Origin of the sequence: Flavobacterium sp. MDT1-60, assembly GCF_014844035.1 — a bacterium.
Classification (GTDB): domain Bacteria; phylum Bacteroidota; class Bacteroidia; order Flavobacteriales; family Flavobacteriaceae; genus Flavobacterium.
In genome coordinates, this window is sequence record NZ_CP062159.1 from 1,084,859 (window position 1) to 1,101,778 (window position 16,920).

Annotated in this window: 15 protein-coding genes; 6 read left to right on the forward strand and 9 right to left on the reverse strand. The window is 33.1% G+C overall.

Features of this window, described 5'->3' with window-relative positions; translation table 11 throughout:
- The first annotated feature begins 53 nt into the window (after nucleotides 1–53).
- The 5 genes from IHE43_RS04515 (at nucleotide 54) to IHE43_RS04535 (ending at nucleotide 4,946) form a co-directional block, all read left to right on the forward strand.
- Nucleotides 54–383: a multidrug efflux SMR transporter gene (locus IHE43_RS04515; protein WP_056187174.1), complete on the forward strand. Its 330-nt coding sequence runs from the start codon at nucleotides 54–56 to the stop codon at nucleotides 381–383.
- Nucleotides 384–398: 15 nt separating this feature from the next.
- Nucleotides 399–1,091, forward strand: a complete 693-nt coding sequence (locus IHE43_RS04520) for a hypothetical protein (RefSeq protein ID WP_192186882.1) — start codon at nucleotides 399–401, stop codon at nucleotides 1,089–1,091.
- A 27-nt stretch (nucleotides 1,092–1,118) separates the two neighbouring features.
- Complete coding sequence (locus tag IHE43_RS04525) at nucleotides 1,119–1,880, forward strand: sensor histidine kinase (RefSeq protein WP_192186883.1); 762 nt, start codon at nucleotides 1,119–1,121, stop codon at nucleotides 1,878–1,880.
- Entirely contained in the window at nucleotides 1,843–2,562 is a 720-nt protein-coding gene (locus IHE43_RS04530) for a LytTR family DNA-binding domain-containing protein (RefSeq protein ID WP_192186884.1), read from the forward strand. The genes IHE43_RS04525 and IHE43_RS04530 overlap by 38 nt, the downstream gene beginning before the upstream one ends.
- A gap of 113 nt (nucleotides 2,563–2,675) precedes the next feature.
- Nucleotides 2,676–4,946, forward strand: a complete 2,271-nt coding sequence (locus tag IHE43_RS04535; RefSeq protein WP_192186885.1) for a cation:proton antiporter — start codon at nucleotides 2,676–2,678, stop codon at nucleotides 4,944–4,946.
- A 385-nt stretch (nucleotides 4,947–5,331) separates the two neighbouring features.
- Here the strand turns inward: IHE43_RS04535 and IHE43_RS04540 are convergent, their stop codons facing one another.
- The 3 genes from IHE43_RS04540 to pyrH form a co-directional block, all read right to left on the reverse strand.
- Entirely contained in the window at nucleotides 5,332–7,827 is a 2,496-nt protein-coding gene (locus IHE43_RS04540; RefSeq protein WP_192186886.1) for a DUF5686 family protein, read from the reverse strand.
- A 117-nt stretch (nucleotides 7,828–7,944) separates the two neighbouring features.
- Nucleotides 7,945–8,508: a ribosome recycling factor gene (frr, locus tag IHE43_RS04545; protein WP_192186887.1), complete on the reverse strand. Its 564-nt coding sequence runs from the start codon at nucleotides 8,506–8,508 to the stop codon at nucleotides 7,945–7,947.
- Between the two features lie 74 nt (nucleotides 8,509–8,582).
- Nucleotides 8,583–9,290: a UMP kinase gene (gene pyrH, locus IHE43_RS04550; protein WP_026983543.1), complete on the reverse strand. Its 708-nt coding sequence runs from the start codon at nucleotides 9,288–9,290 to the stop codon at nucleotides 8,583–8,585.
- 192 nt (nucleotides 9,291–9,482) lie between these two features.
- Here pyrH and IHE43_RS04555 point away from each other — a divergent pair, with 192 nt between their 5' ends.
- The gene (locus IHE43_RS04555) at nucleotides 9,483–10,100 is read left to right on the forward strand and encodes a thioredoxin family protein (RefSeq protein ID WP_192186888.1); all 618 of its coding nucleotides are present in this window, start codon (nucleotides 9,483–9,485) and stop codon (nucleotides 10,098–10,100) included.
- A 368-nt stretch (nucleotides 10,101–10,468) separates the two neighbouring features.
- On the opposite strand, the gene truB is transcribed toward IHE43_RS04555, so the two are convergent.
- From truB to IHE43_RS04585, 6 genes are all read right to left on the reverse strand, one after another.
- Nucleotides 10,469–11,164: a tRNA pseudouridine(55) synthase TruB gene (truB, locus tag IHE43_RS04560; protein WP_192186889.1), complete on the reverse strand. Its 696-nt coding sequence runs from the start codon at nucleotides 11,162–11,164 to the stop codon at nucleotides 10,469–10,471.
- A complete protein-coding gene (locus IHE43_RS04565) occupies nucleotides 11,164–11,961 on the reverse strand; it encodes an undecaprenyl-diphosphate phosphatase (RefSeq protein WP_192186890.1) in 798 nt (265 codons plus the stop codon). The genes truB and IHE43_RS04565 overlap by 1 nt, the downstream gene beginning before the upstream one ends.
- An 86-nt stretch (nucleotides 11,962–12,047) precedes the next feature.
- Nucleotides 12,048–12,305 carry a DUF3098 domain-containing protein gene (locus tag IHE43_RS04570; RefSeq protein ID WP_192186891.1) on the reverse strand — a complete coding sequence of 86 codons (258 nt, stop codon included), beginning with the start codon at nucleotides 12,303–12,305 and terminating at the stop codon, nucleotides 12,048–12,050.
- 68 nt (nucleotides 12,306–12,373) lie between these two features.
- Nucleotides 12,374–13,249 (reverse strand): ABC transporter permease, encoded by an 876-nt coding sequence (locus IHE43_RS04575; protein WP_192186892.1) that lies wholly within the window; start codon nucleotides 13,247–13,249, stop codon nucleotides 12,374–12,376.
- A 335-nt stretch (nucleotides 13,250–13,584) separates the two neighbouring features.
- Nucleotides 13,585–16,137 (reverse strand): TonB-dependent receptor, encoded by a 2,553-nt coding sequence (locus IHE43_RS04580; RefSeq protein ID WP_192186893.1) that lies wholly within the window; start codon nucleotides 16,135–16,137, stop codon nucleotides 13,585–13,587.
- A 98-nt stretch (nucleotides 16,138–16,235) separates the two neighbouring features.
- Nucleotides 16,236–16,583: a winged helix-turn-helix domain-containing protein gene (locus IHE43_RS04585; protein ID WP_192186894.1), complete on the reverse strand. Its 348-nt coding sequence runs from the start codon at nucleotides 16,581–16,583 to the stop codon at nucleotides 16,236–16,238.
- Between the last annotated feature and the right edge of the window lie 337 nt (nucleotides 16,584–16,920).

Genomic DNA, 16,920 nt, shown 5'->3' on the forward strand with positions numbered 1-16,920 from the left:
GTTTAGTCAGTAGCTTTTCTCATCTTTGTACATAATTTAAAAATGAAACGAAAATGAATTGGATTTTATTAATCATTGCAGGCCTTTTTGAAGTAGGTTTTGCATCATGTTTAGGCAAAGCCAAAGAAACAACTGGAATTATTTCAACGTATTGGATGGCAGGTTTTTTTGTTTGTCTTTCAATTAGTATGATTTTATTATATAAAGCCACACAAGAATTACCTATTGGAACAGCCTATGCCGTTTGGACCGGAATTGGAGCTGTTGGAACTGTTTTAGTTGGAATTTTTATTTTTAAAGAACCGGCAACTTTTTGGAGAATATTTTTCCTTTCGACATTAATTGCTTCAATTATTGGGTTGAAGTTTGTTTCTAGTCATTAAAAAATAATATTGAAATTGGTAGAAAAATTTATTTTGATTTTAAATGCAACTAGAAGATTTGGAAGTCTTTCTTCGGGCATGGAGTTTGGCAATATTTATAATTATTTGCTTAACGATAGTACAAAAGTAACTCTTGTTGAAGACGATTTTAGTTCAAGTTTAATCATTGTTTTTAAGGAAGCTTTTAAAGTTGATATAATTGAATACACAGTTAATCTTAAAAAGATTGATAATGAATTATTGATGAATTTTTTGAAGATGAATTTCAGAGGAGATTATATAATCGAAAAAACGGATGATTTTGATTTGTTATATGAAATCCTCGATTACTTGAATGTTGAATTTCATAAAGTTGTGATTTCAGAAACAATTGATGATAAGATTATGTTTCATTTTAAAAGATCTTTATCTGAACTGGATAAGTTCTTTGAGGATGAAAGAAAGTCCTTATCATTCTTTAAAAGTAATGAATTCTCATTGGAAAATTTGTGTAATAATCCGATTAAGCTGAAATGGATTAATTTAGATTTTATTCAAAATTATGGTTTCAATAATTCTTTTAGATTACTTGAGTTTTTATCATCAACAGAGATTTTTCAAGAGTACAAAAATAAATTTTATCAAAAGAATAAAGATTATGAACTAGTTTTGTTCGTGTCTGAAGGCGAATTTTGTTGTGGTTCAAAAAAAATCGTGTTTTCTAGTTAGTTTATTTTTATTTAAAGATTAAATCGTATGCAAGAAAACAATACCATCACTTTTATTTTTTTAGCCATAATTTTATTACTGGTTGCCATCATTTGTTTGATGGTGTATCAATTAATGCAGGCAAAGAAATCAAAAGCAAATGCTGAAGAAAGTTTTTATGCTTTAGAAAGAAAAGTAAATGATTTGCAGTTAGAAACGCTGGAATCAAAACTGAATCCGCATTTGTTTAAGAATATTTTAAATTCAATTCAGTCGCACGCATATCAAACTTATTTTGCGTTGGACAAACTGGCGAATGTTCTGGATTATATTTTATACGAAAGTAAGAAGAAATTTGTCACAGCAAAAGAAGAAATTGATTTTGCACTTAATCTAATAGAAATCAATAAAATTAAAATCAGTCCGCTTTTTGAGTTGAAAATTAAAACCAACATTAATAAAGAAGACAAATTATACGATCAGCCTTTACTGGCGCCATTAATTTCAATTGATTTAATTGAAAATGCTTTCAAACATGCTGATCTTCAAAGTGCCGATGCTTTTATTTCGGTTGTTTTTGAGTTCAAAGACAATGCTTTTTTTATGACGGTTTCGAATAAAATTTCCGATAAAAAAGTATTAAAAAAGGAGCGAAGCGGTTTTGGTCACGCGACTTTAGAACATCGCTTGCGTATTATTTACAAGAATAATTTCAAACTTGACCGATTCGTAGAAAACGACATTTATATAGCTCATCTTAAAATAGATTTACTTGAATACAAAACTGAAATGCTTGCTTCTGGACGATGAGTTGCCGGGATTAACGTACCTAAAAATGCTTTGCGAACAAATTCCTGAAGTAGAAATCGTAAAAACGTTTAATAATCCGGAGAAACTTCTTGCCGAAATTCCGAATCTCGATTTTAATTTATTAATATCAGATATCGAAATGCCGGGAATTGACGGTTTGCATTTGGCAGAAATGCTGGACAATAAGTTGGTTATTTTTTGTACAGCTTATAAAGAATATGCTGCCGACGCTTTTAATATTGATGCAGTTGATTACATTACAAAACCGGTAAAACTGGAGCGTTTACAAAAAGCAATCTTAAAAGCTTATGAACGTTTCAATAAACCCGAAACGGCTAAGAAATTCATTCAATTGAATACGGATAAAGGAAAAACATTGTTGTACTTCAATGAAATTCAATACATCAAAACAGCAGTGAGTGACAGTCGCGATAAAACTGTTTTACTTTCTGACGGAAGTTTTCTGAATTTAAAAAACGTCAAATTTGAGACACTTTTACAAGAATTGCCGGAAGCCGATTTCTGTCGCATAAACAAAAAAGAGATCGTGGCAGTAAAGGCAATAAAATTCTTCAATCACAACGAAATTGTATTGCATCATTTAGAGGAAAATCATAAAAATACAACCTTAATTTTGAGCGAAACTTATCGTTCTGACTTTTTAAAAAGGGTGAAAATCTAACTTATTACAAAGTTTTTCGGACTTGTTACATAGATTGGAAATTAGGTGTAAATTTACTTTTTCACTACACTTTCAGTGCTGATATTTGCGGCAATAAATCAAAAAAACGAGTTATGAATAACATTAAAAACTCTTTATTTTATGTTACCATTATTGGAGGCTTCGGCGCTCTGATCTATTGGGTAATTTCAAAAGGTGCTGCATTAGAAGTTGGACGCAATATTGTTCAGAAAAAAATAGAAAGTAATCACTGGAATGATTTTCTTCATTCTATGGTCGAAAATTTACAACATCCATTAGCTATTTTATTAGCGCAGATTGTCACAATTATTTTGGTAGCCCGTTTGTTTGGGTGGATTTTTAGAAAAATCGGACAACCATCTGTAATTGGTGAAATGATTGCCGGAATAGTTTTAGGGCCATCTTTGGTTGGAATGTACTTTCCGGAATTTTCAGCAACTTTATTTCCAAAAGAATCTTTAGGAAACTTGCAATTTTTGAGTCAGATTGGTTTGATATTTTTCATGTTTGTGATCGGAATGGAATTGGATTTGAAAGTCCTTAAAAATAAAGCGCATGAATCGGTTGTAATCAGTCATGCAAGTATTGTAATTCCCTTTGCCCTGGGATTAACTTTTGCCTACTTTATTTATGGAACTTTTGCGCCTGAAGGCGTAGAGTTTTCTTCTTTTGGATTATTTATGGGAATCGCCATGAGTATTACTGCTTTTCCGGTTTTAGCCAGAATTGTTCAGGAAAGAGGCATGCAAAAGACCAAATTAGGAACTATTGCGATAACATGCGCGGCGGCGGATGATATTACCGCCTGGTGTATTCTGGCAGTTGTAATTGCGATCGTAAAAGCAGGTTCGTTCACGAGTGCTTTATATGTTATTGGTTTGGCTATTTTGTATGTAATCGTTATGCTGAAAATAGTTCGTCCATTCTTAAAACGTGTGGGAGATTTAAATTCGACTCGTGAAAGTTTGAATAAACCAGTTGTTGCGATATTCTTTTTGACTCTTTTATTTTCTGCGTATGCTTCGGAATTAATTGGAATTCATGCTTTATTTGGTGCTTTCCTGGCTGGAGCAATTATGCCTGAAAACAATAAATTTAGAAATATTTTTATCGAAAAAGTAGAAGATGTTTCTATCATCGTTTTATTACCATTGTTCTTTGTGTTTACAGGTTTGCGTACACAAATTGGCTTGCTAAATGATCCTTATTTATGGAAAGTGACTGCCGTAATTATTGCTGTGGCCGTAACCGGAAAATTCTTTGGAAGTGCTTTGGCAGCGAAATTTGTGGGACAAAACTGGAAAGACAGTTTAGCCATTGGAGCCTTGATGAATACACGTGGTTTAATGGAATTGGTAGTTTTAAATATTGGTTATGATTTAGGAGTTCTTTCAACTGAAATTTTTACTATGATGGTAATTATGGCTTTGGTAACTACCTTTATGACCGGACCGGCTTTGGATTTTATTAATTTTATTTTTAAAGATAAAGTTACGGCTGTTCCTCAGGAAATTGGAAATAAAAGCAAATACAAGATTTTACTTTCGTTTGCAACTCCGGAAAAAGGAAAAAAATTATTGCAAATTGCCAATAGCTTAGTGAAAAAACAAGGTGATAATTCGATTGTAACCGCAATGCATTTGTCTTTAAGTACTGAAATACATTCTTTTGATGTTAAAGACCATGAACGCAAAATGTTGGTTCCGGTAATTGAAGAATCGCAGCGTTTAAACCAAAACATGGTAAGCGTTTTTAAAGTGACAAACGATATCGATACTGACATTATTGATACAGCCAATCAAGGCGAGTACGATTTATTATTAGTTGGTTTAGGACAATCTATTTTTGATGGAACGTTACTTGGTAAAATTCTTGGTTTTACTACCCGAATTGTAAATCCGGATCGTTTGATTGATAAGTTTACAGGAAAAGAAGGTTTGTTCGAAAACTCTCCTTTTGATGAAAGAACACGTCATATTATTGCCAAAAGTAAAATGCCGGTTGGAATTTTTATTGATAAAGATTTAGAAGAAGTCAACCAGATTTTTATGCCGATTTTTAGTCAGGAAGATGCTTTCTTAATTGATTATGCGAAGAAATTAATAAATAATAATGGCTCACAAATTACAGTATTAGACGCCAGCGGAGAAGTGAAAAGTACCCGTGATATTCAGGAAAGTATTCGTTCAATCGAACAAATTGCTCCAAATCATATTATGATTATGCATGACAGAACGATCAAAAAAGAGTTTTTAGAAAGCCAGAACTTAATGATTATAAGTTTAGATAGCTGGAAAAAACTGATCGAATCTCAAAGCACTTGGTTGAATAATACACCTTCGGTTTTGATTTTGAAACCATAGGCTTTAAAAATTCTAATTTTAAAAATCCCAAATTCCAATTGTTATGATTGGAATTTGGTTTTTTTTTATTGGATATAGTCGCATTTTTGTCATCCTGAGGAACGAAGGATCACACTAGAAACTCCGCACAGAAAATCTCCAATCTTTGTCGAGCAACTAGTGTGATCCTTCGTTCCTCAGGATGACAAACTAGGCTTCGAATTTGGGATTTTTCATTTTGTTCCGGAGGAACGAGATATATTGTAGGGATGGATTTTAATCCATTCTTCGCAATCAAAATCGCCAATCTTTGCCGAGTTTCTAAGGGGAATTTCTCTCACGAGGCTTGGGGCCGAAATGACAAACCAGGTTTGGAATTTGGGATTTAAAAAGATTGGAATTTAATTTACAATCCCAAATCAAGTACATAAGAAATCTTAACCGCAATATTATCTTCAAATTTTAATAATTGATTTGGTCCATAACGATAGAATCCACCTAAACCAAAACCTTTGAAAATTCGGTTTAATTCAATTCCTGATTCAAAAAAACCTTTGTCCAAAGTTTTATAAGCTGGTCCAACATGTTGTTCAGGTTTTTCCATATTTCCCCAGGCCATTCTTGTTACTAATACCAATGAAGGACGAACTTTTTTCAGGATTTTAATTCTGTCAAAACCATGTTTAATTTGAAAAAACACATATTGACTTGAGAAAAACTCATTAAAATACATGGTTTCAAAACTGTTTCTTCCGGCAAAAGTAATACGTTGCAGTACAGTTTCTTTAGTCAGGTTATTTGGCATCGTGTTGTACAAATGCGTAATAGGAACGTCTCCCAACGCAACACCTCCCTGTAAGAGCAAACTTGTTTTTTGTCCGTTTAAGTATTTTTTTTCATACTCTGTTTTGAAATCTATTTTGCTAAAAGTAAAATCGTTTTCTAGAACATTTGGAAGCGATTGTGTATACTGAAAAGTAAATCTCGGAAACCTTTTGTCTGATTCTGTTCTTCCGGTTGGTGTTTGCATGAAATCGCTAAACGGTGCCCAAACTATTGAAGCCATCGCTGTTGTCATGATATAACTTGAGTATAATTGCCCGTTTAAATTAAACATATAGTCAAATTTTGGCTCAACATAGGTTCGTGATAATTCAAAAACAGCTTCCGTTTTCGGGATAATTTTTGTTTGCACATTCGCTTTCCAGCTAATATATTTATAAAACGTACTAATGTTGATAGGGCGTGGATCGTAAATTTTAAAAACGCGTTTGTCAACGGCGAAAACCGTACTTGCGATTTCCCGAACGTCATCGGTATAAGATCCATTTAACCAGGTGTTGGTAGATTTATCCAATAAAACTCCGGAACCTAAGCTGTATTTGAAATTACCATCTTTTGTTCCATATGCGGTGTAACCTTCGATTCTGAAATTTTTAGAAAAACGATCGTTTGTTATACCGCCAATGCCTAAACGAAATCCTTCGTAATTATTGTAACTGATAATTTTTTTTAAGTCAAGATCAATCGGACCAATAGGCAAATAACCGTTTATGATCTTTCGTCCAAGACCTAAACGTTTTTCGATTCTTTTACTTATCGAAATACTATCTAATAATTGATACGTTTTTTGGCTTTTTAAGTCTAAACTTTCCTTTCTGTACGTGTTCCAGAATTCTTCAGGTTTTTTGCTGGCATCGTCCTTAATTTCAATGTAAAGCGATGGATTTTTTATTATTGGATTTGTGTTGTAGTGAATATCAAAATTATTACTTTCTGAAAGTAAATACGTAAAATCTGAAGCTGATTTTTTTCTTTGTTCAAAATTGTCTTCTACATCTCCGTCAAACTGAATTGTTCCGCCTAAAATTTTGATATCATCGTCATTCTTTCCTTTTACAATTTTGAAAGTGGTATTGCTTTGAAACCAGATTTTTTCATTCGGAACATATTCAAATTCGTGAATTCCGCTAATATCTAAAACACCTTTTATTCGCATCACCGCTTTCGCAATAGCAAAATTTTCCTGATCGACGTACAAAACGCCTTCAAGTCCGTTTGATTTCCTTTTTTTCTTGTTTTTAAAGTAAATCATGTAGGTGTTTCTTCCTTTTATCGGAACTGTATCAAGTAATTTATAGTTGTAATCTGTAAATGCATTATCAGCAATCGGACTTTGATGCTTAGTTTCGAACAATTCATATTTCGAATCGTAAATCGAAATAGATTGTAGATTAAATGCAATGATTTCGTAAACGGGCTGTTTGAAACCCGCCATTTTGGTCCCGAGAATAGTTTCTTTGAGTTTATTATTTCCAAACTGATATTGTGAAACTTTTTCGGTTTGAAATAAATGTTGTTTGCTGATGATTTCTTTAAATTTATAATCAGAGGAATCAATATTGATTTGTTTTTTATTGAAATCTTTATAAGCAGCAGAAGAATCAATTCTGCCATCAATTGAATCAGGATTGGCCGTAACGATAAGTTTGTTGTAGGTTTTGTATTCAAAACTGCTGAGCTTCTTCTGCGGATTGTTCAGATTCTTATTCGCAATAACTTTCTTTATAATAGTTAAAGCCGGATTTTCACTAGAAACAACAACTTCTTTTAAGTCATCTGTTTTTTGAGAAAGTGAAATCAAATAAAACTTTTTATTATCTGCTAAAGCAATAATTCTAGTTTGGAACCCAATATAAGAAACTGAAATACTGTTGATTTTTGAACTAATTTTAAGATCAAATTTTCCATCAACATCGGTAATAGTATTGTTGTTATCTGAAGTAGTTATTGTGGCAAACGGAAGGGGTTTTCTGTTTGAATCGGTTACAATTCCGTTTATTTGAAATTGCGCCTGAATAGTAAGCGTAAAAAACAAAGTCAAAAAACAAAATAGCTTCATACAGAGTGTTATAGTTTCAAAAACGAAAAGAATGTGATTTTGGTATGCAAAAATAAGAATAAAAAAATCCGTCTGGTACAATTTACCAAACGGATTTTTATTTTGTGTTAGATGAGATTACACCTTCATGATTTCAGCTTCTTTCGCAGCCAATAATTCATCGATTTTTTTGATGTAAGTATTTGTGAGGTTTTGAACTTCTTCTTCTGCAGATTTGCAAACATCTTCAGAAGTTCCTTCTTTTTCTAATTTTTTGATGTCAGTGTTTGCGTCTTTACGTACGTTACGAACTCCAATTTTTGCGTCTTCAGCCTCAGATTTTGCTTGTTTAGCCAAATCTCTACGACGATCTTCTGTCAAAGGCGGAACACTAATAATAATCATGTCTCCGTTATTCATCGGATTAAAACCGATGTTAGCGATCATAATCGCTTTTTCAATAACATGAAGCATGTTTTTTTCAAACGGTTGCAAAGTAATTGTTCTTGCATCCGGAACACTAATTTTCGACACTTGCGAAAGAGGTGTTGCAGATCCGTAATAATCTACAAAAACACTTCCTAACATAGCCGGAGAGGCTTTTCCTGCGCGAATGTTTAGAAATTCTTTCTCTAAATGCGCAATTGAGCCATTCATTGATTCTTCAGTACTTTCTAATATAAAATCTATTTCTTCACTCATTTTTTTAAGTTTTCAGTTTGCAATCTCAGTTTTCAGTTTATTCAGTCGATGTGACTGTAAATTGTCACTGAGCACTATATATTTACAACGGTTCCGATGTTTTCACCTTCACAGATTTTCAATAAATTGCCAATTTTGTTCATATCAAAAACAACGATTGGTAATTTATTTTCCTGGCTTAATGTGAAAGCCGTAGTATCCATAACGTTTAATCCTTTTTTAAGAACATCATCAAACGAAATGAAATCAAATTTTACTGCAGAAGCGTTTTTCTCAGGATCGCAGTCGTAAACACCATCAACACGAGTTCCTTTCAGGATAACATCAGCATTGATTTCGATTCCTCTTAAAACAGCAGCAGTATCAGTTGTGAAATATGGATTTCCGGTTCCGGCTCCAAAAATTACAATTCTTCCTTTTTCAAGGTGACGGTCAGCTCTTCTTTTAATATATGGTTCTGCAATAGATTCCATTTTCAAAGCAGTTTGCAAACGCGTTTTCATTCCTTTGTCTTCAAGCGCTCCTTGTAAAGCCATTCCGTTAATTACGGTTGCAAGCATTCCCATATAATCGCCTTGTACTCTGTCCATACCGGCACTTGCTCCAGCAACGCCTCTAAAAATATTTCCTCCTCCAATAACAATAGCAATTTCTACTCCTTTACTGTGAATCTGCTTAATTTCTTCAGCATATTCGGCTAGTCTTTTTGGGTCAATTCCGTATTGTAAATCACCCATTAAGGCTTCGCCGCTAAGTTTTAGAAGAATTCTTTTATATTTCATGTTTGTGTTGCGTTAATTTGTGCAAATATAGACATATTCTGATTTTTAAAAATAATGTTTACAAAAAATTAATTGCTCTTTATATATTTAAATTTTTAGAGACTTTTAAGCTTAATTTCTGTCAAATCTGATAAAAGTCATTCGGGCGTCTTTTTAATTTGCTTAAATTTATAAAACCAAAACGAAACAAATATGAAAAGTATTGTAGCTAAAGCATTATTCAACAGTTATTCGTATACCGAATATCGAAAATTAGTAACCGATTTATTATCTGAAGGAAAATCAACTGGAGACGACCAATCAGAAAGTCTTACGCATTATACGAGTTTAAACGAGGCCCGAATGAATCGATTGGAAAAAACAATTAAAATTTCGGAAGAAACAATTGAGAAACTGCAAAACTTAGACAATCATTTTATCTGGTTAGTGATTTCAGAAGGATGGTGCGGCGATGCGGCGCAGATACTTCCAATATTAAATAAGATGGCCTTGGGATCGGATAAAAAAATTGATCTTAAAATTGTACTGCGAGATCAAAATGATGAATTAATGAGTCATTATCTAACAAATGGCGGACGAGCAATCCCAAAAGTTATTGTGATTTGTAAAGAAGCCGGAATTGTTCGTGCAGATTGGGGACCAAGACCAAAAGGTGCTACCGAATTAATGATAAATTATAAAAGAGACTTTGGCGTAATTGATGAAAAAATAAAAACTGATTTGCAATTATGGTATCTGGCTGATAAAGGAATTTCGGTTCAGGAAGAATTGGTTGCCATTATGGAGAATATAAAGTATGATCGATTTTGAATTATATGAATAAATCGGTAAAAGTTCTTGTTTTTAGGGTAATTTACTGGAAACAAGAATTTTAGTAATAAAAAATCCGTTAAAACATTTTTTTCTGATTACAATATTTTGTACCTTGTTGCCATAATCCCACTTCTATTATTATTTTTTGATTTACTCTTTTTATTGGTGTTTATTTAATATTTAACAATTAAAAATACACTATCATGAGAAAGTTATTCGACAGATTTTACGATTTTATTTCTGGATTATTGTTTGGAGGGAAAAATATGACACATTATTAACCCCAAAAAAAACAAGTTCACTAAACAAAATTATTTTAGAAGTTGGCACATTACTATTGTCTCATTTGTAGTGTGCTATTTTGTTTATTCCACTTTAAGACTTTCCTCAAACAAAGTGATGTCAATTGCATCTTTTACATCGTAATCTCCAATTTTAGTTCGGCGTAAAGCGGTTAAATGTGAACCTGAATTCATTGCTTTTCCAAAATCAAAAGCTAATGAACGAATGTATGTTCCTTTACTGCAAATGACTCTGAAATCAATTTCAGGTAATGCTATTCTGGTAATTTCAAATTCATGAATTGTTGTTTTTCTGCTGGCAATTTCTACCGTTTCTCCAGCGCGTGCGTGCTCATATAAGCGAACGCCATCTTTTTTGATAGCCGAAAAAATAGGTGGCTTTTGATCGATTTCGCCTAAAAACTGTTTTACGGTTTCATGAATCAGCGCTTCATCAATATGAGAAGTTGGAAAAGTCTGATCGATTTCGGTTTCTAAATCGTACGATGGAGTAGTGGCTCCAATGTAAAAAGTTCCAGTATATTCTTTGGCCTGACCCTGAAGTTCAGAAATTCTTTTGGTAAATTTTCCGGTGCAAATCAATAATAGTCCAGATGCTAAAGGATCTAAAGTTCCTGCGTGTCCAATTTTGAATTTTTTTGGAAGTCCGACTTTATTGATTAAAAGGTATTTTAATTTATTAACAGCTTGAAACGAACTCCATTTTAAAGGTTTGTCTATCAGTAAAACTTGTCCGTCTAAATATTCTTCAGTTGTCATTATATTATAGTAAGCGGGTGAATGAAAAAGTGGATAATTAATAAAATGATTCCTGCAATAATTCGGTAATAACCAAAAACTTTAAAACCGTTTTTCGTCAAAAATCCAATAAAGGTTTTGATTGCTAAAAGTGCAACAATAAAAGCTACCACATTTCCTATAACTAGTAAGTTAATTTGATCGTGAGACAATTCAAATCCAGCTTTATAATAATCGTAACATTTTTTTACAGTGGCCCCCAACATTGTTGGAACAGCTAAAAAGAATGAAAATTCAGCCGCAGTAGTTCTTGATAACTTTTGAGACATTCCACCCACGATACTTGCTCCACTTCTTGAAACTCCGGGAATCATAGCGATACACTGAAATAATCCAATTTTGAAAGCTTGTAAATACGTGATTTCCTGAGAAGCTTCTGCAGTATTCGGGTTGTTGAACCATTCGTCTACTTTCAATAAAATCAAACCTCCGATTAAAAGTGAAATAGCAACAGTGACTGGGTTTTCTAATAATCCATCTATAAAATCACTCAATAATAATCCTAAAACTACGGCCGGAACAAAAGCGACCAAAAGTTTAAAGTAAAAATCAAGTGTTTGAAAGAAACGTTTGAAATATAAAACTACAACTGAAAGTATAGCGCCTAGCTGAATGACAATCGTAAAAAGTTTAGTAAAGTCTTCGTGTGCAATTCCGAAAAAAGAAGAGGCAATAATCATGTGTCCAGTTGAAGAAACAGGTAAAAATTCTGTGATTCCTTCAATAATGGCAAGAACGATAGCTTGTAATGTATTCATGGAGAATGTTAGATTTTAGATTTTAGATTTCAAATTGTTGTTCTTCGACTTCGCTCCGGATCACAATTAAAATCTACAAAATCTATTTATTTGGATTTTTTGAAGATCGAATAAATCGTGATTCCAAAACCGATTAACACAGTTGTTGGAGCTAAACGAATACGTCTAAAGCTAAAAACATCTTCATTGAAAACATTGGGGTTGTCACTTCCTCCACCAGACATTAAGATAAATCCAAGTGCGATTACACCAATCCCAATCAATAATATTTTGTAATTAATACCATCAAAAAGGAATTCTTGTTTTTGAGGTTGTTGTTCTTCGTTATTGCTAATATTTTTCATTGTTATTTTTTTGTCGCATTAAGCGATTTCATTATCAAAATCTAAAATCTTAAGTCTGAAATCTAAAATTAATAAAGATCGTCAGTTCTTAAGTTTAGGAAACGTTGTGTTGCAAAATGCGTGCTTACCCAGGTAATCAAAACTCCTAATCCGAAAACGGCTAATAATACCAATCCGATTAAGACTTTGTCTTCTAAAATTCCTAAACCAGGGAAATTAGTTTCTACATAAAGCAATAGTGCAATCAAAGCTACAATCGCCAATCCGGCTCCTAACATTCCTAATTTTACACTACGCATTACAAATGGTTTACGAATAAACGATTTGGTTGCGCCTACCATTTGCATGGTTTTGATGATAAAACGGTTAGAGTGAATGGATAAACGTAATGAACTGTTGATTAGTAAAACGGCTATTATCGCAAGGAAAGCACTGATAATCAAAATCCACATACTTACTTTTTTGATATTGTCGTTTACCAGATTTACCAACTGTTTGTCGTAAACAATATCTTCAATCATCGTATTTTGACGTAAACTGCTTTCAATTTTAGAAATGCTGTCTCTTTCAACATAATCCGCTTTTAAGTGGATGTCGTAGGAATTCAATAATGGATTTTCGCCCAAAAAGGTTAAGAAATCTTCTCCAATAATATCAGTATGTTCTTTAGCAGCTTTTTCTTTAGAAACGTAAGCATAAGATTTTGCGAAAGGTGCTCTTTTTAATTCAGCGTTGAATGCTTTGATAACACTATCATTGGCTTCGTTTTTAAAGAAAACCGTCATGGCGATTTTTTCTTTAAAATCATTAGCCAGTTTTTTAGAATTGATAATGAATAATCCCAGTACTCCTAAAAGGAATAATACCAGAAAAACACTTAATACAACCGAAAAATAAGAGGAAATTAACCTGCGCTTTTGAAATTTATCAAAGTTGGAACTCATAGTATGCTTAAATTATGTGGTAAAAATAATAAAGAATTTCTTTATTTAAAGTTAATAACGATCAAAGTTTTAACTTTTGTTCCATAAATATACGATTAGATATTGAATAAAAAGTTGATTTAACCGCAAAGTACGCTAAGTTTTACACAAGGTACGCAAAGCTTTATCGATTTAATCTCGGCAAAGTCGCAAAATTTATTTTTTTGCGTGGTTTGTTTGTACGTGTCCCACGGTTGAAACCGCGGACTATGTTTTTAATACTATTTTCTAAAAATAATAACCGTAAAGTTCATAAAGCTTTATGTCGATTTAGCTTTGCGAACTTTGCGGTTAAATCATTTCGTTTCCCAAACCAATGATAAATAATACAATCCCCCAATTGACGGGCCACCTAGCATTGAAGTATAGGTTTTATTTAAAACATTAGTTCCTCCCAATTTTGCCGAAATTCCCTTTTTGAAATTGTAATTTACCTGTGCATCCATGGTCCAATATGCCGGAACCGTTCCGCTTACTAAAAAAGAAACATAATCGAAATTGTTTTGATAGCGCGCGGTTACACTTGCGCCAAGATTTTGCCAGATATTATTGGCAAGTAAAGTTCCGTTCACATTAAATTCGGGTGTATTGAAACCATCTTCCAATCCATCTTTGTCATCTGTTCTGTCAAGTTTAGTATACGTGACGTTTGTCAAACCTGTAAAAGTCTGATTGAAACGATATCTTAAACCTAAACTACCTCCATAATTGTAAATTTTACTTTTCGAATTTGTCCATAAACGATAACGATTCTGCGTGTTTTTAGAATATAAAGCAGTCGGAATTAAATTAGGATCGGTTGTATTCGGAATACTGGCTTCAACCTGAGCGATGAAATTTTTATAGGAGTTGTAATAAAAATCGACATCAATAAAGAGATTTTTGTTTAAAGCCATCCCTCTAAAACCAAACTCAAAAGATTTTACAAATTCAGGCTCTAAATAAGTATATGGATTTTTCTGAATCGTATTTTTATTCTTTTCAAGGGCCTGCGCCTGTGTTAAGCCATTTGTGTTTACATCGCTGTTGACCTGCGCCTGAAATTTATCTATTGAAGTTTTGGTGTATGAATTCTCAAAGATTCCGTCGGACATAATTCTTAAACCGCCAACACGTTTTACGCCTCCTGAATTTACATTCGAAAATCCTTCAAAAATACCAGGGAAACGATACCCGGTTTGATATGATGTTCTAAAACTGATGGTTTCTTTTGGAGAATAAACTACCGTAAATTGAGGCGTAAATTTAGCATCAAAATAATCGGCTTTGTCAACTCTTAAAGTCGCGCCTAAAATTAATTTCTCCTGAAATAAATTTTTAGTCAATTGTGTAAATCCGCCCATTTTTTGATACGTCAGGTTTTCAGAACTGCTTACCGGATTAATAAAATAATTTCCGTCAGGAACAATTATGTAATTTCTATAATCGAAACCACTTAATAATTTAGCGTCTATTTTTTCGAAGAAAGAAGCAAAAGCTTTATCCCAATTAATCAAACCTTCGCCATGAACCAAAGTTGATTTTACGCGAAGTGCTGCACCAATATCCCAATTGTTGATGTCGATTAATTCGTTTTTTTTGTTTTCATAAATTTCCGTTCTCGGGATAAATCTTCCCTGATCAGATGAAGTTCTGGACATTCTGTGTGCATCAGCAACTGTTGCGCCTCCGGTAATCGCATTTTTATAAGCTGTTGAATAATCGGCAAACCATTTATCGTCCGATTTAAAAGCGCGATCCATGTTTTCGGCCAATGAACGCATATTATAAGAGTCTCCTGTATTTTCGGTTGTGGCATACGCTTTTACCTGAAAAATAGGTGTATGGTAATCAACAGTAAATTGATTTAAAGTATAATTGTTTAATCGAAATCGGTTTGAACGTTGATAAATCGTATTAATTAAAGCGGTTTTGTAAGTTGCCGAAAGTTCATTTCCTTTTTTAGGACGAAAATAAAATCCAAGATCTGCTTTATAATTTTTGATTTCATAATCTGAAATATCAGTTTCACGATATCCCGTTCTGGCAACTACATAATTTTTACCGTTTAAATTTAATGTTTTTCTATTTGCTGATTCATTTCCGTAACCGTTTACTTCATCGTAAGCCGGATTATCAGTGCCAAATAAATTGGTTGAAGCATTGGCGTTTGGAGCCAAATCTGTTCGATCGTCAGCAACCCAATCTGTTCCGCCTGTCGACGAAGCATTTATTTTGAAGGCAATTTTTTCATTAAATGTTTTGGCAAATCTCAAATTAAATTGCGAATATACTTTCGGTGAAAACCGATCAATATTGCCAACATGATTTATACCAGTTAATTGCTGAATGCTGATGCCTTGATATTCAAATGGATTTTTAGTCTGAATATTCGCGAGACCATTAATTGCATTCATGCCATACAAAGCTGCTGCCGTTCCCGGAATAATTTCGATTTTATCAATATCAAGGTCGTTTGCTCCTAAAGCATTTGCAATTGGCGCCCCCAAATGTGGTGCCTGATTATCGATTCCGTCAACCAATTGGGCAAATCTAACGTTCGTTGAATTGGCAAAACCTCTCGTATTGATGACTTTAAAGCCCAAACTCGGTGTAATAATCTGAACTCCTTTTACATTTTCGAGTGCTTCATAAATGCTTGGCGATCCCATTTTTTTGGCTTCCGCCGATTTCAATTGCTCGATACTTATAGGAGAACTCATGATATTTTCAGAACGACGGGAAGCGGTAATGACAACTTCGTGTAAATCTTCTTTTTTGATGCTATCCTGAGCGGTTTTTGATTTTTCTGTTTGAGAAAAACTTTTCAGGCTTATAAAAAATAGAAATAGATATATTTTTAATTTCATAATCTTGGTTTGGTTGTCAGTATGTTTTAAAATGAATACTGATGGTCAGAAAAAATGGTTTTGGTTATTTTGTTTTTTTAAAATGAAATTAATGTGATTTAAAATTTTAGATTTTGGGTTTCTTTTAAAGCAAAATCTTTAATGCGTTTTTCGATTTCATAAAAAACAGCAATTGCTTTTTCTCCCGCTTCAGTCAGTTTTGCACCGCCCCCGCCTTTTCCCCCAAGCAATTTTTCCACCAAAGGACTTTCGGCACGCTGGTTCATTTCTTCTACTAATTGCCAGGCCTGACGATATGCCATTTTCATTTCTTTTGCTGCATTGGTAATAGAACCCGTTTTTCGAATATTTTCAAGCAGCCAGATTTTTCCAATTCCTAAAAAGGCGCCTTCAGTTTCTTCAATCCAAACCCGAACTTCAACTTTGTATTTTTTGCTGTCAGCCATTTTACTTTTTTTAATGCTATTCAAAAATAATTCTTTTTTGATTAATAACTCTTTCGCTGGCCTTCGTTTAAAATGGACTGAAGTCCAGCCCTACAATATGGTTCGTTCCTTTTGAACTTTAATAAAAATCATCAGATGATTATATTGTTTCAAAAGGTTTAGCTAAAGATTATTTTTCTAAGTATTATAATTCAAAAATACGTATTTTTACTTAATTACAAATACGTATTTTGTTATTTTATTTGTTTGTCAGCGAAATAGCTTTGGTACAAAGCACAATAAATGTAAATTTGCGCTCTAAATTAGGTGACAAAACCTTTGAACCTTTGTCACTCTG